The organism is Pantoea sp. BJ2, assembly GCF_040255075.1.
Classification (GTDB): Bacteria; Pseudomonadota; Gammaproteobacteria; order Enterobacterales; family Enterobacteriaceae; genus Pantoea; species Pantoea leporis.
This window is the reverse complement of sequence record NZ_CP158292.1, coordinates 2,630,270-2,654,050: the sequence shown is the minus strand read 5'-3', so window position 1 is coordinate 2,654,050 and position 23,781 is coordinate 2,630,270. Positions and strand designations below refer to the sequence as shown.

Here is a 23,781-nt window from a genome sequence, read left to right as displayed (position 1 = left end):
GGTGATGTATGACCGCTTTTGCGCTTGAAGCCGAAGGCATCAGCAAGTTCTTCCCCGGAGTGAAGGCACTCGACAATGTCTCACTGCGTATTAAACCGGGGTCGGTACATGCCCTGATGGGTGAAAATGGCGCGGGCAAATCCACTTTAATGAAATGCCTTATCGGGATGTATCGTCCCGATAAGGGCACCATTCGCATTAAAGGGGAGCCGGTGCAGTTTCAGGACACCATGGATGCGCTGCGTTCCGGCATCTCCATGATTCACCAGGAACTCAATCTGGTGCCTTACATGACCGTGGCCGAGAACATCTGGCTCGGCCGCGAACCGATGAAGTACGGCTTTGTTGACCACGGCAAGCTGAACAAACAGACGCAGGAACTGCTGAACAAACTCAATATCCGTTTGAAAGCCGATCGTCTGGTCGGCGAGTTAAGTATTGCGTCGCAGCAGATGGTGGAAATCGCGAAAGCGGTGTCATGGAATTCGGACATCGTGATTATGGATGAACCGACCTCCGCACTGACGGAAACCGAAGTGGCGCACCTGTTCACCATCATCCGCGACCTGCGTGAGCAGGGCAAAGCCATCATCTATATCAGCCATAAGATGGATGAGATTTTCACCATTACCGATGAGATCAGTATTTTCCGTGACGGATCGTGGGTCGGCAGCAACAGCACCAGCGAATACACGCGTCAGTCACTGATTACGCAAATGGTGGGCCGTGAATTAACCCAGCTGTTCCCGAAATTCAACGGTGAAATCGGTGGGGATGTGCTGACGGTGCGCAATCTCACCTGCAAAGATCGCTTCACCGACATCAACTTCACGGTGCGCAAAGGCGAAATCCTCGGCGTCGCGGGATTGGTCGGTGCCGGACGCAGCGAAGTGATGGAAAGCCTGTTCGGCATGGAGAGTTTCGACAGCGGTGAAATCCTGATTGATGGCGTGCCGGTCAAGATCGATTCGCCGTCAACGGCGATTGAGAAGGGCATGGCGTTCCTGACCGAAGACCGTAAAAAGTCGGGGCTGTTCCTGGTGTTGTCGGTGATGGAGAACATGAGCATCGTCAACATGCCCGATTACACCCATAAAAGCGGTTTTGTCAGCCACATCAAAATGGCGCAGGACTGCATGGATCAGATTCGCAAGCTGAACATTAAAACCCCCACCATGGATCAGATCATCAATAACCTCAGCGGCGGTAACCAGCAGAAGGTGCTGATTGCCCGCTGGCTGCTGGCGCAACCGAAGATCCTGATTCTCGACGAACCCACGCGCGGTATCGACGTGGGGGCAAAAGCAGAGATTTATCGCTTAATCAGTGAACTGGCGAATCGCGGCGTGGCCATCATCATGGTGTCGTCCGAACTGCCAGAAATTCTCGGCATGAGCGACCGCGTGATGGTTATGCACGGCGGACGTATAACCGGCATCCTCGATAAAGAAGAGGCCAATCAGGAATCCATTTTGTCGTTGGCATCCGAGTGAGGCGTGAGACACCTATGAGTAACGTAAAAATTACGGCCCCGCAGGCCGCAGAACAGAGTTCTTTCTTTGGCAACCTGCGTCACAAGCTGCCAAAAGACACCGGGATTTTTGTCGTGATGGTGGGCATTGCCCTGATTTTTGAAATTGCCGGTTGGTACGTACGTGACCAATCTTTCCTGATGAACACCAACCGCTTAGTGCTGATTATTCTGCAGGTGGCGATTATCGGTATCATCGCGGTGGGCGTGACCCAGGTCATCATCACCACCGGTATTGACCTGTCATCCGGTTCGGTTATTGCCCTCACCGCGGTGGTGGCGGCCAGTCTGGCGCAAACTTCAGACAGCCTGTCGCCGATGTATCCCTCGCTGGTAAACCTGCCTGCGGTGATTCCCATCGTCGCCGGTATTGGCGTAGGGCTGCTGTGCGGCGTAATGAACGGCGTGCTGATCACCAAAACCGGTATTCCGCCGTTCATCGCCACGCTTGGCATGATGGTGTCGGCACGCGGTCTGGCGCAGTACTACACGCAGGGTAACCCGATTAGCTTCCTGTCAGATGGCTTCACCTCCATCGGCCAGGGCGCGATGCCAGTCATTATCTTCCTGGTGGTGGCGTTCCTGTTCCACATCGCACTGAAACACACCCGCTACGGCAAATATGTCTACGCGATTGGCGGCAACATGACCTCCGCCAAAGTGTCCGGTATCAACGTTAATAAGTACCTGATCATTGTCTACACCATCGCCGGTGCGCTCTCTGGCCTGGCGGGTGTGGTGCTGGCGGCGCGTGTCAGTAGCGGCCAGTCCAGCATGGGTATGGCGTACGAACTGGATGCCATTGCCGCAGCGGTTATCGGCGGCAGCAGCCTGATGGGCGGCGTGGGGCGCATCACCGGTACGCTGATTGGTGCGGTGATCCTTGGCCTGATCAAGAGCGGCTTCACCTTTGTCGGTGTCGATGCTTATGTGCAGGACATCATCAAAGGCATCATCATCGTCGCAGCGGTTTCAATAGATATGCATCGCAACCGTAAAAAACGCTAATACGCTTCATGCTTCACGCTGTAGCGGCGTTGGCTGCGAAAATTCCCCCCGGTCACATAGTTAACTATGCTCCCGGGGCTGAATTTTCTTGCCGCCTTGCTACAGCGCGAATTATTTTGCGTAGTGACATTGTGCACGGTCAGTTCCCTCTCCCGCGCGCGGGAGAGGGTTAGGGTGAGGGACGGCGCGCACCGCCGCCCACATAAGTTTTCCAACTGGCTAACCCCATTCTTTCCCGCTCGTTTTGTTCCATTCCCGCCGTTTCTGTTCACTTTCTGTGTTTTCTGCACCAAACCAGCTCATCCGGTCATCACTTTTTTGCACGCCTGACTCGCATTTTCTGCCCCACGGCGGTGCATGTTGTTCAACGCTTACGCAAATCACGTCATCGCCCACGCTTATTAACTCCTTCGAGGTAATCACAAACGCTTATTTTCCGTGCCGTTAGGAAAAATCTGGCAACGCAATTTTGCATCGCGAACAAACCTGGCCTGCATATTGCAACTTCATTCCCACAAGCCAGCAGGCTGAAACACCCAACTGGGTATTCGGGGATTGACGGAGGCAACATGAATTTAAGACGACTCAAATATTTTGTAAAAATCGTCGATATCGGCAGCCTGACTCAGGCAGCAGAAGTGCTGCACATCGCGCAGCCTGCGCTTAGCCAGCAGGTGGCGACGCTGGAAAATGAACTCGATCAGCAATTGCTGATCCGCACCAAGCGCGGCGTGACGCCCACTGAAGCCGGAAAAATTCTGTATGCCCACGCTCGCACCATTCTGCGCCAGTGTGAACAGGCGCAAACGGCGGTGATCAACGCCGGCCAGGCACTGAACGGCCAGGTTTCGATTGGTTTAGCGCCGGGCACCGCCGCATCCTCGCTCACCATGCCGCTGCTGCACACGGTGCGTGAGCAGTTCCCGGATGTGCTGGTGTATCTGCATGAAAACAGCGGCACCTCGCTCAATGAAAAAGTGATGAACGGCCAGCTGGATATGGCGGTGCTGTACGACCGTGCGCCAACGGCGGGCATCAACAGCATTCCCTTAATGAAAGAAGAGCTCTATCTGGTGGGCGCAACAGCGTGCCCGGGTGCGACGGTCGATCTGGCCGATGTGGCGCAGATGAGCCTGTTCCTGCCGCGCGATTACAGTGCGGTGCGTAAACGTGTCGATGAAGCGTTCTCGCTGCGCCGTCTGAGCGCGCGCATCATCGGCGAAATCGAATCCATTTCGACGCTAACGGCGGCGGTGTCCAGCGGCATGGGCGTGACGGTGCTGCCAGAATCTGCAGCGCGGGCGCTAGTGAGTTCAACCCATGCATGGATGGCGCGCATTAACAGTCCGTCACTCAATCTGCCGCTGTCGCTGAACATCTCGGCGCGTCTGCCGCTGTCGCCATCGGCGCAGGCCGTGAAGAATATTTTGCTGTCGCTGCTGAATAAGCCAGCGGTAGAGGACCGCGAATTGATGCTGGTGGGATGAGTTAAGCGCACTTTTTCCCTCACCCTAACCCTCTCCCATCAATGGGAGAGGGGACCGATCCCGCCGATATTAGCCAAATAAATCACCTCACCAACCAACCGCTCGATCAACTCCCTCGCCCGCTTGCGGGAGCGGGGACCGATCCCGCCTATATTAGCCAAATAAATCACCTCACCAACCAACCGCTCGATCAGCTCCCTCGACTGCTTGCGGGAGCGGGGACCGATCCAGCGCATATTTAGCCACAATGATCACCTTACCAACCAACCGCTCGATCAGCTCCCTCGCCCGCTTGCGGGAGAGGGTTGGGGTGAGGGCGTCCTTCAAACGACTCCTTATTACTATTCCGCATAACACACCGTTTTTTATTATTTGTTGCCATGACACCAACTTCATAACATGGACGAAACAGGGGCAGGAACCAGGAGAAAAGGGTGTGAATTTCCAGCAACTTAAAATTATACGTGAAGCGGCCCGTTGCGAGTTCAACCTGACCGAAGTGGCGAATACGCTGTTTACCTCCCAATCCGGAGTCAGCCGCCATATTCGCGATCTGGAAGATGAACTGGGCGTAGAAATCTTTATTCGTCGTGGCAAGCGACTGTTAGGCATGACCGAACCGGGCAAGGCGCTGTTGACCATTGCTGAGCGCATCCTTGATGAAGCGGGCAAAGTACGCCGCTTAGCGGATGTGTTTACCAATGAAACCAGCGGCGTGCTGACCATCGCCACCACGCACACCCAGGCGCGTTACAGCCTGCCGCGCGTGATCAAAGCGTTTCGCCAGCTCTATCCCAACGTGCGCCTTGAGCTGAATCAGGGATCGCCGCAGGAGATCGTCGCCATGTTGCTGGCCGGTGAAGCCGATATCGGTATCGCCTCCGAGCAGCTAGTGAACAACAGCAGTCTTGCGGCGTTCCCGTGGTTCAGCTGGCATCACTCGCTGCTGGTACCGCACGATCATGAACTGTTGCAGCAGCAGCCCATTACGCTCGCCAGCCTGAGCCGTTATCCGTTAATCACTTATCGTCAGGGCATTACCGGCCGTTCGCGGGTGGATCGTGCATTCCAGGCTGCCGGTCTGCGCCCGGATATCGTGCTCAGCGCGCAGGATTCTGACGTGGTGAAAACCTACGTGGAACTCGGTCTTGGCGTGGGGATTCTCGCCGATCAGGCGTGCGATATTTACGAAGGGGAAGATCTGGTAAAAATCGATACTCATCATCTGTTCGATGCCAATACCGTGTGGCTCGGCCTGAAGCGCGGCCAGCTGCAACGCAATTACGTTTGGCAGTTCCTCGAACTCTGTAATGCCAACCTGTCGCTGGAGGAGATCAAGCGTCAGGCGCTCTCCTACGAAACCGAAAACGAACCGGCCATCGACTTCCAGATTTGATCCAGCACGGTGCGGCGCAATTCAGCCGCACCGCCACGCAACCACGCTCCCGCTTTCATCCCCGCCCTGAAATGTGCTAAAGACAAGGGCATTTCCCGCACATCAGGAGCAAACATGATCAGGCTACGCGCTATGACGCCACGCGACATCGAAGCGGGCGTTGCCCTCACGCAGCAACTGCACTGGCCACATCGCCGCGAAGACTGGCAGCAGGCGCTGACGTTCGGCGCAGGCACGGTGGCTGAAAATCAGGGCGACTACGCTGGCAGCGCGCTGGGGTTTCGCTGGGGCGAGCAGGCGGCCACCATCGGACTCGTCATCGTCAGCCCACGCTGGCAAGGGCAGGGCATCGGTAAACAGTTGATGCTGGCGCTGCTGGAACAATTTCCTGATTACCGGCTGCGGCTGCACGCCACCGAGAGCGGCAAACCGCTGTATCAGAAACTCGGTTTTGCGGTGACGGGCCAGCTCCTGCAGCATCAAACGCGCGCGCTGGCGGCGGTGCCAGCGTTGACGGTGCCAGCCGGTTTCACGCTGCGTCCCGCGCTGCCCGCAGAGGCACAACAGTTAACCGCCTTCGATCACCAGGCGCACGGCCTGTGGCGCCCCGCGTTAATCACCCACCTGATTGCCGCTGCACACACCCGGATATTGCTGGATGCGCAGCAGCGCGTGCAGGGCTTTGCCAGCCTGCGCCGGTTTGGTCACGGCTGGTCGATTGGCCCGGTGATTGCGTTGAATCTGGCGAGCGCGCAAACCTTGATTGCCGCCCTGATGCAAACCCTGCATGGCGAGTTTGTGCGCATCGATACCGACGCCGCGTTACCGCTGGCGCAATGGCTGAAAACCCTGGGTCTGGAGCAGGTGGATGCGCCCACCATCATGGTGCGCGGCACGCCATGGGCGCCACAGCCCGGCGCGATGCAGGCTTATGGTTTGATGACGCAGGCGATGGGGTGATGCCGGATGAAGAGGGGATCGCTGCCGGTGCCGTCTCGGCGGATGCGGTGTGCGGTGATCGCCGCGCAACGTAGCGGCGCGATTTATCGTGCAATGCCAGCCGGTGCGCAATGCCAGCAGGTGCGCAATGCCAGCAGGTGCGCAATGCCATCCGGGGCGCGATGCCCGAAGGTTCTGAGTGGGTAAACAACAAAAAAAAGCCACCGAACTTCGGTGGCTTTCCAGACAGATTTAGAAGGATCTAACCGTTAAATCAGCTCGGTTTTCACCCCCTGCTGCACCAGCAGTTCCGCGTCATCGCCGTGGCTGTACACTTCGTACTCCACGCCCGCAACCGTCACGGTTCCCTGCTGATGCTGCCACTCGCTGATATCGCTGCCTTCCGGCAGAATATCTTTCAGCTGCACCACATCGCCGGCATCGCCATTGATCATCAGCTGGGTTTTGCCGTCTTCGATAAACAGATCTTTTTCGCCGTAATGCAGCAGCGCATCCAGATCGATTTTCAGCGTATTATCCCCGCTGCCGCGAATATCAAAGATCTCCACCGATTGAATCTCTGCTTGATGCTGAGATAAATCGAGCAGCTGATCTTTGCCGGTTAATTGCAGAGTATCAACCTGGGTTTCACTGCCGGTAATGGCGTGTTCGGTTAATTCGTCAACGCCATCGAGGAAGTGGACGATGTTTTCGGGTTCATCTACCAACTGTGCCGAGGTGCTTGGTGGTGTAACAATAGTATATATATTATCAAAAACGAATTGATTAGCCGGTCCAAAAAAGAGTAGGGCCAAACTTTCAGTTTTGGTTCCATCAAAAGTGTTCTTGTAACTATCACGATCAAAATGAAGTGTTTCGCCAGGTTTAATAGTATAGGTTTCTGCGATACGACTGCTTACAGTCATTCGGAATGTTAAATCTGTAGTTCCTCTATTATATACATCGAAACCAATATCTACTATCTTACCACCTTGGATTTCTAATTGGGCCCAATTCGGAATAAGACAATGCTCTCCAAAATAATCAGGAGCGCCATTTGGCTTTTGTATAATATAAGCACTTAAAACTTCGGGACTATTTCTGCTCCCCCAAACAAGTGCACAATTTCCGTTGAAAAGAATTCCTGCACCATAACGCGGACCTAAATACATATCTTCAAAATCGACAATTCCTTTTCTACCTGAATAATCCTTCGTAATACTTAGCTCAAACGATTCCCCCCAATTCTCCACTTCGGATTGCTTCACCTGGAAATCCCAGTCGCCTTTCGCCAGCGCCGTATCCGGCGTCCAGCTCCACTTACCATCCGCACCCGCCTTCACGCTGTAGGTTTTTTCACCCGAAGCATGCTGTGCACGGATCATCACCACGCTGTCTGCTGGCGCGGTGCCGCGCAGGGTTGGCGTCTGGTCATCGGTGGTGTCACCGCTGGCGAGGCTGCCGGTCTCGGCACCGAAATCATCAAATGCATCGGTAATGGTCGGCGCGGGATCGGTGTAGTTCAGAATAAAGCTCTCTGACCAGTCGCTTTGGCCGCTGCTGTTCTCTGCATACGCGCGGAAGTGCCAGTTATCGCTGTGATCCAGCGCCGGCGACGTCCACTCCCAGCTGCCGTCCGCGTTTACCACCGTGCTGCCCACGTTCACCCACGGCTTATCCCACGGGCCGTTCTGGAAGTGAATGATGCTGCCCGCCACGCCGCGCCCGCGCAGGGTTGGCGTGCTGTCATCGGTGTAACCATTGTGCTTCACGCTGCCCGTCACCGGACCGACGTCGTCAAACGCATCAACGATGACCGGCTTGTCAGGCGCCGCTGCGACGTATTTCACCACAAACTTGTTGCTCCACGCGCTGTAGTGATCGCCGTTCTGCGCCTGGGCCTGGAAGTCCCAGGTGTTGCTGTTTTTCAGCGCCGGTGAAGTCCACTCCCAGGTGCCGTCGGCTTTCACCACGGTGCTGCCTACTGGCTCCCACGGCACGCCCGGCGGGCTGCTCTGAATATGGATGATGGTGCCGGCCACGCCTTTGCCGCGCAGGGTCGGCGTGCTGTCGTCGGTGGTATCACCGTTCTGCAGGCTGCCGGTCTGGGCTCCAAAATCATCAAACGCGTCAATAATGGTCGGCGTCGGATCGGTGTAGTTCAGAATAAAGCTGTCTGACCAGTCGCTTTGGCCGTTGCTGTTCTCTACGTACGCGCGGAAGTGCCAGTTGTCGCTGTGGTCCAGCGCCGGCGACGTCCACTCCCAGGTGCCGTCGGCTTTCACCACCGTGCTGCCCACGTTCACCCACGGCTTATCCCACGGGCCGTTCTGGAAGTGAATGATGCTGCCCGCCACGCCTTTGCCGCGCAGGGTTGGCGTGCTGTCATCGGTGTAGCCGTTGTGCTTCACGCTGCCGGTCACCGGACCGACGTCGTCAAACGCATCGGTGATGGTCGGCTTGTCAGGCGCCGCCGCAACGTATTTCACCACGAACTTGTTGCTCCACTCGCTGAAGTGATCGCCGGTCTGCGCCTGGGCCCGGAAGTCCCAGGTGTTGCTGCCACTCAGCGCCGGTGAGGTCCACTCCCAGGTGCCGTCGGCTCTCACCACGGTGCTGCCCACGGTCTCCCACGGCACGCCCGGCGGGCTGCTCTGAATGTGGATGATGGTGCCGGCCACGCCTTTGCCGCGCAGGGTCGGCGTGCTGTCGTCGGTGGTGTCTCCGTTCTTCAGGCTGCCGGTCACCGCGCCAAAATTGTCCCAGGCATCGTCGATGGTGGGCTGCATATCCAGCGCCGGATCGATGGTCAGCTTAAAGCTGCTCCAGCCGTTCTGGCCGCTCTTCTGCACCTCAAAAGTCCAGCTGCCTTTCGCCAGCCCGGACGGCGTCCACGACCAGTTGCCTGCATTGTCCACGCTCACCGTGGTGGAGGCGTAGCTGCCGCCGTCCATTTTGTAGCGCAGCGTGATGGTGCCGCTGGACGGGCCGCTGCCGCGCAGGGTCGGGGTGGTGTCGTCGGTGGACGCGCCGCTGCTCAGGCTGCCGGTCACCGGACCCGCGTTGTCGAACGCGCTGTCGATGCTGGCATTGCGATCCGCGTTGGAATCGATGGTCAGCTCGTAGCGGCTCCAGTTTTCCTGGCCGTCCTTCTTCACCTCAAAGGTCCAGTGTCCGTCCTCCAGATCTGGCGCGGTCCACGTCCAGTTACCGCTGGCATCCACTTTAATAATGATGCCGCCGCTGCGGTCGCCATTGCTGTACTTCAGCGAGATGCTGCTGTTGGCCGGGCCGGTGCCGCGCAGCGTCGGGGTGCTGTCGTCGGTGGTCCCGCCGTTGGCAATGGTGCCGGTCACGGCGCCAAAGTCATCCCAGGCGCTGGTGATCACGGCATCGCGGTCCACGGTCGGATCGATGGTCAGCGTAAAGCTGCTCCAGCCGCTCTGGCCGGCTTTCTGCACCTCAAAGGTCCAGCTGCCGTTGGCCAGCGCGGACGGCGTCCACGTCCACTTGCCGTTGCCGTCCACGCTTACCGTGGTGCTGGCGTAGCTGCCGCTGCCAAGCTTGTAGCGCAGGGTGATAACGCTGTTGGCCGGGCCGCTGCCGCGCAGGGTTGGCGTGCTATCGTCGGTGCTGCTGCCGCTGCTCAGGCTGCCGGTCACCGGGCCGACGTTATCGAGCGCGCTGTCGATGGTCGGGTAGCGATCGAGGTCCGGATCGATGGTCAGCTGGAAGCTGCTCCAGCCGTTCTGGCCGGCCTTCTGCACCTCAAAGGTCCAGCTGCCTTTTGCCAGCCCGGACGGCGTCCACGACCACTTGCCGCCGCCGTCCACGAACACCGTGGTGGAGGCGTAACTGCCGCTGCCAAGCTTATAGCGCAGCGTGATGGTGCTGTTCGCCGGGCCGCTGCCGCGCAGGGTTGGCGTGCTGTCGTCGGTGCTGCTGCCGCTGCTCAGGCTGCCAGTGTTCGGACCGAAGTCGTCCCAGGCACTGTCGATGGTGGCGTTGCGATCGGCGGTGGAGTCAATGGTTAGCTCATAGCTGCTCCACTGAGACTGCCCGCTTTTCTTCACCTCGAAGGTCCAGTCGCCGTCCGTCAGCGCCGGTGCGGTCCACGTCCAGTTGCCACTGCTGTCTACCTTGATCGTGCCCTCAAACAGGGTGGCAAGGTGGAAGTAGCGCAACAGAATGGTGCTGTTGGCCGGGCCGGTGCCGCGCAGGGTGGGGGTGGCGTCGTCGGTGATGCCGCCGTTGGCGATCAGGCCGGTATTCGCGCCAAAGTCATCCCAGGCGCTGTCGATAGTCGGCTTGCGATCCACGGTCGGGTCGATTGTCAGCTTATAGCTGCTCCAGCCGTTCTGGCCGGCCTTCTGCACCTCAAAGGTCCAGCTGCCGCTGGCCAGCGCATTCGGCGTCCACATCCAGTTGCCGCTGGCGTCCACGCTCACGCTGTCGGTGTTGTAGCCACCGCTGCCGAGCTTATAGCGCAGGGTGATGACGCTGTTGGCCGGGCCGGTACCGCGCAGGGTTGGCGTGGCGTCATCGGTGACGCCGCCGTTGGAAATAACGCCTTTGACGGCACCAAAATCATCATAGGCGCTGTCAATGGTCGCGTTGCGGTCCAGGGTCGGATCGATGGTCAGCTGGAAGCTGCTCCAGCCGCTCTGGCCGGCCTTCTGCACCTCAAAGGTCCAGCAGCCTTTCGCCAGCGCGGACGGCGTCCACGACCAGTTGCCCGCGTTGTCCACGCTCACCGTGGTGGAGGCGTAGCTGCCGCTGCCGAGCTTGTAGCGCAGCGTGATGGTGCTGTTGGCCGGGCCGGTGCCGCGCAGCGTCGGGGTGCTGTCGTCGGTGATCCCGCCGTTGGCAATGGTGCCGGTCACGGCGCCGAAGTCATCCCAGGCGCTGTTAATCACGGCATCGCGGTCCACGGTAGGATCGATGGTCAGCTGGAAGCTGCTCCAGCCGCTCTGGCCGCTCTTCTGCACCTCAAAGGTCCAGCTGCCTTTTGCCAGCGTATTTGGCGTCCACGACCAGGTGCCGTTTACGTCCACGCTCACCGTGGTAGAGGCATAGCTGCCGCCGTCCATTTTATAGCGCAGCGTAATGGTGCCGCTGGCCGGGCCGCTGCCGCGCAGGGTCGGCGTGGTGTCATCGGTGCTGCTGCCGCTGCTCAGGCTGCCGGTCACCGGGCCGACGTTGTCGAACGCGCTGTCGATGGTGGCATTGCGATCCAGGTTAGGATCGATGGTCAGCTTAAAGCTGCTCCAGCCGCTCTGGCCGTCCTTCTGCACCTCAAAGGTCCAGCTGCCTTTCGCCAGTGTATTTGGCGTCCATGACCAGTTGCCGCTGGCATCCACGCTCGCGCTGTCGATGGTGTAGCCACCGTTGCCGAGCTTGTAGCGCAGGGTGATAACGCTGTTGGCCGGGCCGGTACCGCGCAGGGTCGGCGTGGTGTCGTCGGTGGTCGCGCCGCTGCTCAGGCTGCCGGTCACCGGTCCGACGTTGTCGAGCGCGCTGTCGATGGTCGGGTAGCGGTCGAGGTCCGGATCGATGGTCAGCTGGAAGCTGCTCCAGCCGTTCTGGCCGGCCTTCTGCACCTCAAAGGTCCAGCTGCCTTTCGCCAGCCCGGACGGCGTCCACGACCAGTTGCCTGTGTTGTCCACGCTCACCGTGGTGGAGGCGTAGCTGCCGGTGCCGAGCTTGTAGCGCAGCGTGATGGTGCCGTTGGACGGGCCGCTGCCGCGCAGGGTCGGGGTGGTGTCGTCGGTGCTGCTGCCGCTGCTCAGGCTGCCGGTCATCGGGCCGACGTTGTCGAACGCGCTGTCGATGCTGGCGTTGCGGTCCGCGTTGGAATCAATGGTCAGCTCGTAGCGGCTCGCGCTTTCCTGGCCGTCCTTCTTCACCTCAAAGGTCCAGTGTCCGTCCTCCAGATCTGGCGCGGTCCACGTCCAGTTCCCGCTGGCGTCCACTTTAACTATGATGCCGCCGCTGCGGTCGCCATTGCTGTACTTCAGCGTGATGCTGCTGTTGGCCGGGCCGGTGCCGCGCAGCGTTGGCGTGCTGTCGTCGGTGGTCCCGCCGTTGGCAATGGTGCCGGTCACGGCGCCAAAGTCATCCCAGGCGCTGTTGATCACGGCATCGCGGTCCACGGTGGGATCGATGGTCAGCTGGAAGCTGCTCCAGCCGCTCTGGCCAGCTTTCTGCACCTCAAAGGTCCAGCTGCCGTTGGCCAGCGCGGACGGCGTCCACGTCCACTTGCCGTTGCCGTCCACGCTTATCGTGGTGCTGGCGTAGCTGCCGCTGCCAAGCTTGTAGCGCAGGGTGATAACGCTGTTGGCCGGGCCGCTGCCGCGCAGGGTTGGCGTGGTGTCATCGGTGGTCGCGCCGCTGCTCAGGCTGCCGGTCTCCGGGCCGACGTTATCCAGCGCGCTGTCGATGGTCGGGTAGCGATCGAGGTCCGGATCGATGGTCAGCTGGAAGCTGTTCCAGCCGCTCTGGCCGGCGTTCTGCACCTCAAAGGTCCAGCTACCCTTCGCCAGCGTATCCGGCGTCCACGACCAGTTGCCTGCATTATCCACGCTCACCGTGGTGGAGGCGTAGCTGCCGCTGCCCAGCTTGTAGCGCAGCGTAATGGTGCTGTTGGCCGGGCCGGTGCCGCGCAGGGTTGGCGTGCTGTCATCGGTGGACGCGCCGCTGTTCAGGCTGCCGGTTACCGGGCCGACGTTGTCCAGCGCATCGGTAATCACCGGTCCGGCGGCAGCAACGTACTTCAGAATAAATTTCCCGGTCCAGCCGCTGATAACGTCGCCGTTTTGCGCCTTCGCGTGAAACTCCCAGGTGCCGTTTTTGCTCAGTACCGGTGAGGTCCATTCCCAGGTGCCGTCCGCTTTAACGACGGTGCTGCCCACATCATTCCAGGAGCTGCCCGCCAGGCCGTTCTGGAAGAGGATGATGGTGCCGGCCACGCCGGTACCGCGCAGGGTTGGCGTGTTGTCATCGGTGGTGTCACCGCTTGTCAGGCTGCCGGTTACCGCACCAAAGTCGTCCCAGGCGCTGTCAATGGTTGGCTTCAGGTCCAGCGCCGGATCGATGGTCAGCTTAAAGCTGCTCCAGCCGCTCTGGCCGTCCTTCTGTACCTCAAAGGTCCAGCTGCCTTTTGCCAGCGTATTTGGCGTCCACGACCAGTTGCCGTCTGCATCCACGCTCGCGCTGTCGAGGGTGTAGCCACCGTTACCGAGCTTGTAGCGCAGGGTGATAACGCTGTTTGCCGGGCCGGTACCGCGCAGGGTCGGCGTGGTGTCGTCGGTGGACGCGCCGCTGCTCAGGCTGCCGGTTACCGGGCCCGCGTTGTCCAGCGCGCTGTCGATGGTGGGGTAGCGATCGAGGTCCGGATCGATGGTCAGCTTAAAGCTGCTCCAGCCGCTCTGGCCGGCCTTCTGCACCTCAAAGGTCCAGCTGCCTTTCACTAGCGCGGACGGCGTCCACGACCAGTTGCCTGCGTTGTCCACGCTCACCGTGGTGGAGGCGTAGCTGCCGCCGTCCATTTTATAGCGCAGGGTGATAACGCTGCTGGCCGGGCCGCTCCCGCGCAGGGTTGGCGTGGTGTCATCGGTGGATGCGCCGCTGCTCAGGCTACCGGTTACCGGGCCCGCGTTATCCAGCGCGCTGTCGATGCTGGCGTTGCGATCGGCATTGGGATCGATGGTGAGCGTAAAGCTGCTCCAGTCCATCTGACCGCTCTTCTTCACCTCGAAGGTCCAGCTGCCGCTGGCCAGCTCCGGCGGCGTCCACGACCAGTTGCCGCCTGCATCTGCTTTTATGCTGGCGCTGGCATAGCGGCCGTCGCCCAGGGTGTAGCGCAGGATCACCAGGTTGTTGGCTTCGGCGCGACCGTGCAGCGCTGGCGTGCTGTCGTCGGTGCTGCTGCCGCTGCCGAGGTTGCCGGTCACGGGACCGAAGTCATCCACCGCGTAATCGATGACGGGCGCAAAGCCGCCGTCGCTTTCAGAAACAATGATCAGATCGAAACTGTCGTTCCAGTGCGTCTGCCCCAGAGATTTGACGTCGAACGACCACTGGCCGGCGGCCAGCCCGGTGCCCGGCGTCCAGCTCCAGCGGCCGGTGCTGTCGGCGTCAACGGTGACGGAGGCAGCAGCACCGCCCGCCAGCGTATAGCGGATCACCACCTGGCTGTTGGCTTCCGCCCGGCCCTGGAAGGTGGGCGTGGCGTCGTCGGTGATGGCGCCGCTTTCCAGCAGGCCGGTGGCATCGCCGAAGTCGTCGATAACCGTTTCAAAGCGGGTGCGCAGGGCAATATCGGACGGGCTGACGATCTCCAGCTCAAACAGCGCCGAGGCGACGTCGCCGGTGCTGGCCTGGAATTCATAGCGGCCGGCCGGCAGGTTGCTGCCCGGCGTCCAGCTCCAGGTGTCGCCGCTGAGGGTGGCGGTGGCGCTGCCGGCCCAGGTCGGGCTGCCGGCGAGGCGGTAATAGACGATAACGGTGTCAGCGGCGGAGACCTCGCCGCGCAGGGTCGGCGTGGCGTCGTCGGTGAGCGCGCCGTTGCCGAGCGCGCCGGTGAAGCTGCCCGCGTCGTCAAACGCATCGGTAATGGTAACCGTGACGTTGTCGCCGGCAATCACGATGTCAAACGCCGCCGAAGGCGCGCCGGCGCGCAGTTGCTTACCAAAGGTCTCTTCGGCCATCAGGCGCAGGCTGTTAATGCCGTCTTTTAAGTCCTGCGATGGCTCCATCACCCACTTGCCGGTGACCTTGTCCGCCACCGCGCTGCCGATTTTTTCATTTTTGTCGTTGAGCAGGTAAACGGTGCTGCCTTTCTGCGCGATGCCGGTCAGCGTCGGGCGTTTGTCGTCGGTGGCCTTGCCGGCGTCAAAGCTGCCGGTCACGACGCCCTGGTCGTCGTAGAGGTTAATCAGCTCCGGCGCGTCCGGCGCGGTGGTATCCACAATCATGGTGCCGAGCGTCGGCGGGTTGCGGTTGCCGGCGTTGTCAAAGTGGCGGATGGAGAAGCTGTACTCGCCGTCGGCGTAGGGCGTCGGCGCTTCCCAGCGGTAAAAGCCTTCATCGTTTACCGGGACGCGGAAGGTGTCGGTGCCGATGACCAGCTCAATAAAGCCGCCGGGCTCCAGCTTCTCTTTGTTACCAAACACCAGTTTGCCGTCGGCGCTTTCAAAGTAGAGGGTTTTGCTGCGGGCCAGCGGTTCGGTGGCGGCCGGTGCGGCGGCGGCGTCACCGGTGTGTTCAACCTGCGCGCTGCCGTTGCCGGTAATGATGTTGAACGGCGCAGACGGCGTGCCGGCGCGCAGCTGTTTACCAAAGGTCTCTTCGGCCACCAGGCGCAGGCTGTTGCTGCCGTCTTTCAAGTCCTGCGCTGGATCCATCACCCACTTGCCGGTGACCTTGTCCGCCACCGCGCTGCCGATTTTTTCATTTTTGTCGTTGAGCAGGTAAACGGTGCTGCCTTTCTGCGCGATGCCGGTCAGCGTCGGGCGTTTGTCGTCGGTGGCCTTGCCGGCGTCAAAGCTGCCGGTTTTGTCGCCCTGGTCGTCGTAGAGGTTCAGCAGTTCAGGGGCGGCGGGGGCGCTGGTGTCAACAATCACGGTGCCGAGCGTCGGCGGGTTGCGGTTGCCGGCGTTATCAAAGTGGCGGATTGAGAAGCTGTAGTGGCCGTCGGCGTAGGCGGAAGGCGCTTCCCAGCGGTAAAAGCCTTTGTCGTCTACGGGGACGCGGAAGGTGTCGGTGCCGATGACCAGCTCAATAAAGCCGCCGGGCTCCAGCTTCTCATTGTTACCAAACACCAGCTTGCCGTCGGCGCTTTGAAAGTAAAGGGTCTGGCTGCGTGCAAATAAATCAATCATAAGGATCGTCCATAATGTGTTGTCAATGTAAGTGCGGCGCGGTTTACACGACATCGCACAGCGGCGGGAATGTTAGAGCAGCGCGTTACGGACTCGTATCAAGAACCGTCTGCAAAGGAGGAAAACTCCTGGTGGATCGGAGAGAGAGAAAAGGGGGAAGGGCCGGGCGGGCGGATACGGCCAGATGAGTTAACCGCAGCCGCAGAGGCTGGCCGTGTAATACCCGCCGGGGCACGGTGCCAGCACGTTCTGAGTGGGTAAACAACAAAAAAAAGCCACCGAATTTCGGTGGCTTTCCAGACAGATTTAGAAGGATCTAACCGTTAAATCAGCTCGGTTTTCACCCCCTGCTGCACCAGCAGTTCCGCGTCGTCGCCGTGGCTGTACACTTCGTACTCCACGCCCGCGACCGTCACGGTGCCCTGCTGATGCTGCCACTCGCTGATATCGCTGCCTTCCGGCAGAATATCTTTCAGCTGCACCACATCGCCGGCATCGCCGTTGACCATCAGCTGGGTTTTACCGTCTTCGATAAACAGATCTTTTTCGCCGTAATGCAGCAGCGCATCCAGATCGATTTTCAGCGTATTATCCCCGCTGCCACGAATATCAAAGATCTCCACCGACTGAATCTCTGCTTTATGCTGAGACAAATCGAGCAGCTGATCTTTGCCGGTTAATTGCAAAGTATCCACCTGCGTTTCACTGCCGATGATGGCGTGCTCGATTAATGCGTCGACGCCATCAAGGAAGTGGACGAGGTTTTCTACTTTATCCGATAAATTTTCTAATGCTTTAGGGCTATATTCAATAGATAAATTATCTATATAAACATTTCTAGAGTTATGCCCAAATTCAAATTTAAGAAAATATATTTCAGGCTGTATAGATTTATCTTCAATATAATCTTGCACATTCAGCGAAAAAACTTCCCCAGCTTTCATACGAATGGTAAATTCCTGTGGGTCACGCGAACCTTTAAATAATTGAAGGTAAAATTTAAATCTCATTTCTGTCTCTCCTGCGTACCAAATGTCACATTTGAAATTTTCATACGGAGGATCTATTGGGCCATAGTGCCCTATGACGGCTTGAGTATAATCTCCTATAATAAAGGCTTTATCTCCAAGAATGTCAGGCGCATTGTCTGGCGTGTCAACAACATGAGTGTATTTTTCTTCTCCAACAAGATTGAAGAAATTGAAATAAAAGTTATCTTCAAACCAATATTGATGAGAAGGTTCAACATCACCCGCATTATATCTCTCAAAATCAATTATTGAACTTTTAACAGGGCCTCTATCCAAATTCAATTCGAATGTTTGACCCCAGCTTTCCGCGCCAGAATTTTTTACCTGGAAATCCCAGTCCCCCTTCGCCAGCGCCTTTTCCGGCGTCCAGCTCCAGTTACCATCCGCACTCGCCTGCACGCTGAAGATTTTCTCACCCGCCGCATGCTGTGCACGGATCATCACCACGCTGTTTGCCAGCGCGGTGCCGCGCAGGGTCGGCGTCTGGTCATCGGTGGTATCACCGCTGGCGAGGCTGCCGGTTTCAGCACCAAAATTGTCAAACGCATCGGTGATGACAGGCGCGCCAGGCGCTGCCGCGACGTATTCCACTACGAATTTGTCGCTCCACGCGCTGTAATGATCGCCAGTCTGCGCGCGGGCCTGGAAGTTCCACGTATTGCTGCTACTCAGCGCCGGTGAGGTCCAACCCCAGGTGCCGTCGGTTTTCACCACGGTGCTGCCCACGCTCGCCCACTGCATACCCGAGAGGCATCTCTCGATATGGATGATGGTGCCGGCCACGCCACGTCCGCGCAGGGTTGGCGTGCTGTCGTCGGTGGTATCACCGTTCTGCAGGCTGCCGGTGACCGCGCCAAAATTGTCCCAGGCATCGTCGATGATGGGCTGCATATCCAGCGTCGGATCGATGGTCAGCTGGAAGCTGCTCCAGTCGCTCTGGCCAGCTTTCTGCACCTCAAAGGTCCAGCTGCCTTTCGCCAGCGCGGACGACGTCCACGTCCATTTGCCGCTGCCGTCCACGTTTACGGTGGTGGAGGCGTAGCTGTCGTTACCGAGCTTATAGCGCAGTGTGATGACGCTGTTAGCCGGGCCGCTGCCACGCAGGGTTGGCGTGGTGTCATCGGTGGTGGCGCCGCTCGCAAGGCTGCCGGTCACCGGACCCGCGTTGTCGAGCGCGCTGTCGATGGTGGCGTCACGGTCCGCGTTGGAATCAATGGTCAGCTCATAACTGTTCCATTTGTAATCCCCCTGTTTTTTCACCTCAAAGGTCCACAGGCCGTCAATGAGCTCTGGCGCAGTCCATGTCCAGTTACCGCTGGCGTCAACTTTGATGGTGTCCTCATACATGGTGGCCAGGCAGAAATAGCGCAGCAATATCGTGCTGTTCGCCGCGCCGGTGCCGCGCAGGGTCGGCGTACTGTCATCGGTGGTGCCGCCATTGGCGATAAGGCCGGTGGTGGGACCGAAGTCATCCCATGCGCTTTCAATGATCGGCTTGCGGTCGGCGGTAGGTTCGATAGTGAGCTGGAAGCTTTTCCAGTCGCTCTGACCGGCCCTCTGCACCTCAAAAGTCCAGCTGCCCTTCGCCAGCGCATCCGGCGTCCAGCTCCAGTTGCCGTTGGCATCGACGCTGACGCTGGTCGTAGTGTAGGTGCCGCTGCCGAGCTTATAACGTAAGGAGATCAGGCTGTTGGCCGGGCCGGTACCGGAAAGGGTTGGGGTGGCGTCATCGGTGATACCACCTCGCGCGATCATGCCTTTCACATCACCAAAATTATCATAGGCGTAGTCAATAGTCGCATTGCGATCCACGGTTGGATCAATGGTCAGTGTGAAGCTGCTCCAGTCGTTCTGGCTGGCTTTCTGCACCTCAAAGGTCCAGTTGCCCTTCGCCAGCGTTTTCGGCGTCCATGACCAGTTGCCGTCTGCATCCACGCTCGCGCTGTCGAGGGTGTAGCCACCGTTGCCGAGCTTGTAGCGCAAGGTGATAACGCTGTTGGCCGGGCCGGTACCGTGCAGGGTTGGCGTGGTGTCATCGGTGGTCGCGCCGCTGCTCAGGCTGCCGGTCACCGGACCGACGTTGTCGAACGCGCTGTCGATGCTGGCGTTGTGGTCCGCGTTGGCATCAATGGTCAGCTCGTAGCGGCTCGCGCTTTCCTGGCCAGTCTTCTTCACCTCAAAGGTCCAGTGTCCCTCCTCCAGCTCTGGCGCGGTCCACGTCCAGTTACCGCTGGCATCCACTTTAATCATGATGCCGGCGCTGCGGTCGCCGTTGCTGTACTTCAGCGTGATGCTGCTGTTGGCCGGGCCGGTGCCGCGCAGCGTCGGGGTGCTGTCGTCGGTGATCCCGCCGTTGGCAATGGTGCCGGTCACGGCGCCAAAATCATCCCAGGCGCTGGTGATCACGGCATCGTGGTCCACGGTCGGGTCGATGGTCAGCGTGAAGCTGCTCCAGCCGTTCTGGCCGGCCTTCTGCACCTCAAAGGTCCAGCTGCCGCTGGCCAGCGTATCCGGCGTCCACGTCCACTTGCCGTTGCCGTCCACGTTTACTGTGGTGCTGGCGTAGCTGCCGCTGTCGAGCTTATAGCGCAGGGTGATGACGCTGTTGGCCACGCCGGTGCCGCGCAGGGTCGGCGTGCTGTCGTCGGTGGTGTCGCCGCTGCGCAGCGTGTCGGTCACCGGGCCCTCGTTATCCAGCGCGCTGTCGATGGTTGGGTAGCGATCGAGAACCGGGTCGATGGTCAACGTGAAGCTGCTCCAGTCGTTCTGCCCGGCCTTCTGCACCTCAAAGGTCCAGCTGCCTTCTGCCAGCGTATCCGGCGTCCACGACCAGGTGCCGTTTACGTCCACGCTCACCGTGGTGGAGGCGTAGCTGCCGCCGTCCATTTTATAGCGCAGCGTAATAGTGCTGTTGGCCGGGCCGCTGCCACGCAGGGTCGGCGTGGTGTCGTCGGTGCTGCCGCCGCTGCTCAGGCTGCCGGTCACCGGACCGACGTTGTCGAACGCGCTGTCGATGGTGGCGTTGCGATCCAGGTTTGGATCGATGGTCAGCGTGAAGCTGCTCCAGTCGCTCTGGCCGGCCTTCTGCACCTCAAAGGTCCAGCTGCCTTCTGCCAGCGTATCCGGCGTCCACGACCAGTTGCCGTTGCCGTCCACGCTCACCGTGGTGGAGGCGTAGCTGCCGCTGCCGAGCTTGTAGCGCAGCGTAATGGTGCTGCTGGCCGGGCCGCTGCCGTGCAGGGTTGGGGTGGTGTCATCGGTGGACGCGCCGCTGCTCAGGCTGCCGGTCACCGGGCCCGCGTTATCCAGCGCGCTGTCGATGGTCGGGTAGCGATCAAGGTCCGGATCGATGGTCAGCGTGAAGCTGCTCCAGTCGCTCTGCCCGGCTTTCTGCACCTCAAAGGTCCAGCTGCCTTTTGTCAGCGTATCCGGCGTCCACGACCAGTTGCCTGCGTTGTCCACGCTCACCGTGGTGGAGGCGTAGTTACCGCCGTCCATTTTATAGCGCAGGGTGATGGTGCCGTTGGCCGGGCCGGTGCCGCGCAGGGTTGGGGTGGTGTCATCGGTGGACGCGCCGCTGCTCAGGCTGCCGGTCACCGGGCCCGCGTTATCCAGCGCGCTGTCGATGGTCGGGTAGCGATCTAGGTCCGGATCGATGGTCAACTGGAAGCTGTTCCAGCCGTTCTGGCCGGCGTTCTGCACCTCAAAGGTCCAGCTACCCTTCGCCAGCGTATCCGGCGTCCATGACCAGTCACCATTTGCATCAACGTTTACCGTGGTAGAGGCGTAGCTGCCGCTGCCCAGCTTGTAGCGCAGCGTAATGGTGCTGTTGGCCGGGCCGGTGCCGCGCAGGGTTGGCGTGCTGTCGTCGGTGGACGCGCCGCTGCTCAGGCTGCCGGTTACCGGGCCGACGTCGTCCAGCGCATCGGTAATCACCGGTCCGGCGGCAGCAACGTACTTCAGAATAAATTTCCCGGTCCAGCCGCTGATAACGTCGCCGTTTTGCGCCTTCGCGTGAAACTCCCAGGTGCCGTTTTTGCTCAGTACCGGTGAGGTCCACTCCCAGGTGCCGTCCGCTTTAACGACGGTGCTGCCCACGTCATACCACTTGCCGCCCGCCAGGCCGTTCTGGAAGTGGATGATGGTGCCGGCCACGCCGGTACCGCGCAGGGTTGGCGTGTTGTCATCGGTGGTGTCACCGCTTGTCAGGCTGCCGGTTACCGCGCCAAAGTCGTCCCAGGCGCTGTCAATGGTTGGCTTCAGGTCCAGCGCCGGATCGATGGTCAGCTTAAAGCTGCTCCAGCCGCTCTGGCCGGCCTTCTGTACCTCAAAGGTCCAGCTGCCTTTCGCCAGCGTATTTGGCGTCCATGACCAGTTGCCGTCTGCATCCACGCTCGCGCTGTCGACGCTGTAGCCACCGTTGCCGAGCTTGTAGCGCAGGGTAATAACGCTGTTGGCCGGGCCGGTCCCGCGCAGGGTTGGGGTGGTGTCATCGGTGGACGCGCCGCTGCTCAGGCTGCCGGTTACCGGGCCCGCGTTGTCCAGCGCGCTGTCGATGGTCGGATAGCGATCGAGGTCCGGATCGATGGTCAGCTGGAAGCTGCTCCAGTCGCTCTGGCCGGCCTTCTGCACCTCAAAGGTCCAGCTGCCCTTCGCCAGCGTATCCGGCGTCCACGACCAGTTGCCGTCTGCATCCACGCTCACGCTGTCGAGGGTATAGCTACCGTTGCCGAGCTTGTAGCGCAGGGTGATAACGCTGCTGGCCGGGCCGGTGCCGCGCAGGGTTGGCGTGGTGTCGTCGGTGGACGCGCCGCTGCTCAGGCTGCCGGTCACCGGGCCCGCGTTATCCAGCGCGCTGTCGATGCTGGCGTTGCGATCGGCATTGGGATCGATGGTGAGCGTAAAGCTGCTCCAGTCCATCTGACCGGTTTTCTTCACCTCGAAGGTCCAGCTGCCGCTGGCCAGCTCCGGCGGCGTCCACGACCAGTTGCCAGCTGCGTCTGCTTTTATGCTGGCGCTGGCATAGTGGCCGTCGCCCAGGGTGTAGCGCAGGATCACCAGGCTGTTGGCTTCGGCGCGACCGTGCAGCGCTGGCGTGCTGTCGTCGGTGCTGCCGCCGCTGCCGAGGTTGCCGGTCACGGGACCGAAGTCATCCACCGCGTAATCGATGACGGGCGCAAAGCCGCCGTCGCTTTCGGAAACAATGATCAGATCGAAACTGTCGTTCCAGTGCGTCTGCCCCAGAGATTTGACGTCGAACGACCACTGGCCGGCGGCCAGCTCAGTGTCCGGCGGCCAGCTCCAGCGGCCGGTGCTGTCGGCGTCAACGGTGACGGAGGCAGCAGCGCCGCCCGCCAGCGTATAGCGGATCACCACCTGGCTGTTGGCTTCCGCCCGGCCCTGGAAGGTGGGCGTGGCGTCGTCGGTGATGGCGCCGCTTTCCAGCAGGCCGGTGGCATCGCCGAAGTCGTCGATAACCGTTTCAAAGCGGGGGCGCAGGACGATATCGGACGGGCTGGCGATCTCCAGCTCAAACAGCGCCGAGGCGACGTCGCCGGTGCTGGCCTGGAATTCATAGCGGCCGTACGGCAGGTTGCTGCCCGGCGTCCAGGTCCAGGTCTCGCCGCTGACGGTGGCGGTGGCGCTGCCGGCCCAGGTCGGGCTGCCGGCGAGGCGATAATAGACGATAACGGTGCTGCCGATGGAGACCTCGCCGCGCAGGGTCGGCGTGGCGTCGTCGGTGAGCGCGCCGTTGCCGAGCGCCCCGGTGAAGCTGCCCGCGTCGTCAAACGCATCGGTAATGGTAACCGTGGCGTTGTCGCCAACAATCACGATGTCAAACGCCGCTGAAGGCGCGCCGGCGCGCAGCTTGCCGCCGAAGGTCTCTTCGGCCATCAGGCGCAGGCTGTTAATGCCGTCTTGCAGGTCCTGCGCCGGCTCCATCACCCACTTGCCGGTGACCTTGTCCGCCACCGCGCTGCCGATTTTTTCATTTTTGTCGTTGAGCAGGTAAACGGTGCTGCCTTTCTGCGCGATGCCGGTCAGCGTCGGGCGTTTGTCGTCGGTGGCCTTGCCGGGGTCAAAGCTGCCGGTCACGGCGCCCTGGTCGTCGTAGAGGTTAACCAGCTCCGGCGCGTCCGGCGGGGTGGTGTCGACAATCTGGATGCCGAGCGTCGGCGTGCTGCGGTTGCCGGCGGCGTCAAAGTGGCGGAGGGAGAAGCTGTACTCGCCGTCGGCGTAGGGCGTCGGCGCTTCCCAGCGGTAAAAGCCTTCATCGTTTACCGGGACGCGGAAAATGTCGGTGCCAATCACCAGCTCGATAAAGCCGCCGGGCTCCAGCGCTGTTTTACTGTTACCAAACACCAATTTGCCGTCGGCGCTTTCGCGATATATCACCGGGCTGCGGGCTAATAAATCATTCATAGGTATCGTCCATAATGTGTTGTCAATAGTGCGTCGCGGTTTACACGACATCGCACAGCGGCGGGGATGGTAGAGCAACGTGTTA

General features: G+C 60.2%; 7 protein-coding genes. 5 read left to right on the top strand and 2 right to left on the bottom strand.

The genetic code is table 11. The features are described from left to right. The first annotated feature begins 8 nt into the window (after positions 1 to 8). From AAF463_RS12355 to AAF463_RS12335, 5 genes are all read left to right on the top strand, one after another. The gene (locus AAF463_RS12355; protein ID WP_101763420.1) at positions 9 to 1,493 is read left to right on the top strand and encodes a sugar ABC transporter ATP-binding protein; all 1,485 of its coding nucleotides are present in this window, start codon (positions 9 to 11) and stop codon (positions 1,491 to 1,493) included. A 14-nt stretch (positions 1,494 to 1,507) separates the two neighbouring features. Continuing rightward, on the top strand, positions 1,508 to 2,539 hold the full coding sequence (locus tag AAF463_RS12350) for an ABC transporter permease (protein WP_101763421.1): 1,032 nt from the start codon (positions 1,508 to 1,510) through the stop codon (positions 2,537 to 2,539). Between the two features lie 569 nt (positions 2,540 to 3,108). Next, a complete protein-coding gene (gene nac, locus AAF463_RS12345) occupies positions 3,109 to 4,026 on the top strand; it encodes a nitrogen assimilation transcriptional regulator NAC (protein WP_101763422.1) in 918 nt (305 codons plus the stop codon). A gap of 436 nt (positions 4,027 to 4,462) precedes the next feature. Then, a complete protein-coding gene (cbl, locus tag AAF463_RS12340; RefSeq protein ID WP_101762578.1) occupies positions 4,463 to 5,422 on the top strand; it encodes an HTH-type transcriptional regulator Cbl in 960 nt (319 codons plus the stop codon). A 114-nt stretch (positions 5,423 to 5,536) separates the two neighbouring features. After that, positions 5,537 to 6,382 carry a GNAT family N-acetyltransferase gene (locus AAF463_RS12335; RefSeq protein WP_350260863.1) on the top strand — a complete coding sequence of 282 codons (846 nt, stop codon included), beginning with the start codon at positions 5,537 to 5,539 and terminating at the stop codon, positions 6,380 to 6,382. A 248-nt stretch (positions 6,383 to 6,630) separates the two neighbouring features. On the opposite strand, the gene AAF463_RS12330 is transcribed toward AAF463_RS12335, so the two are convergent. Then, entirely contained in the window at positions 6,631 to 16,242 is a 9,612-nt protein-coding gene (locus AAF463_RS12330) for an Ig-like domain-containing protein (protein ID WP_350260862.1), read from the bottom strand. 323 nt (positions 16,243 to 16,565) lie between these two features. Further along, positions 16,566 to 23,696 carry an Ig-like domain-containing protein gene (locus tag AAF463_RS12325; protein WP_350260861.1) on the bottom strand — a complete coding sequence of 2,377 codons (7,131 nt, stop codon included), beginning with the start codon at positions 23,694 to 23,696 and terminating at the stop codon, positions 16,566 to 16,568. Positions 23,697 to 23,781 lie beyond the last annotated feature (85 nt).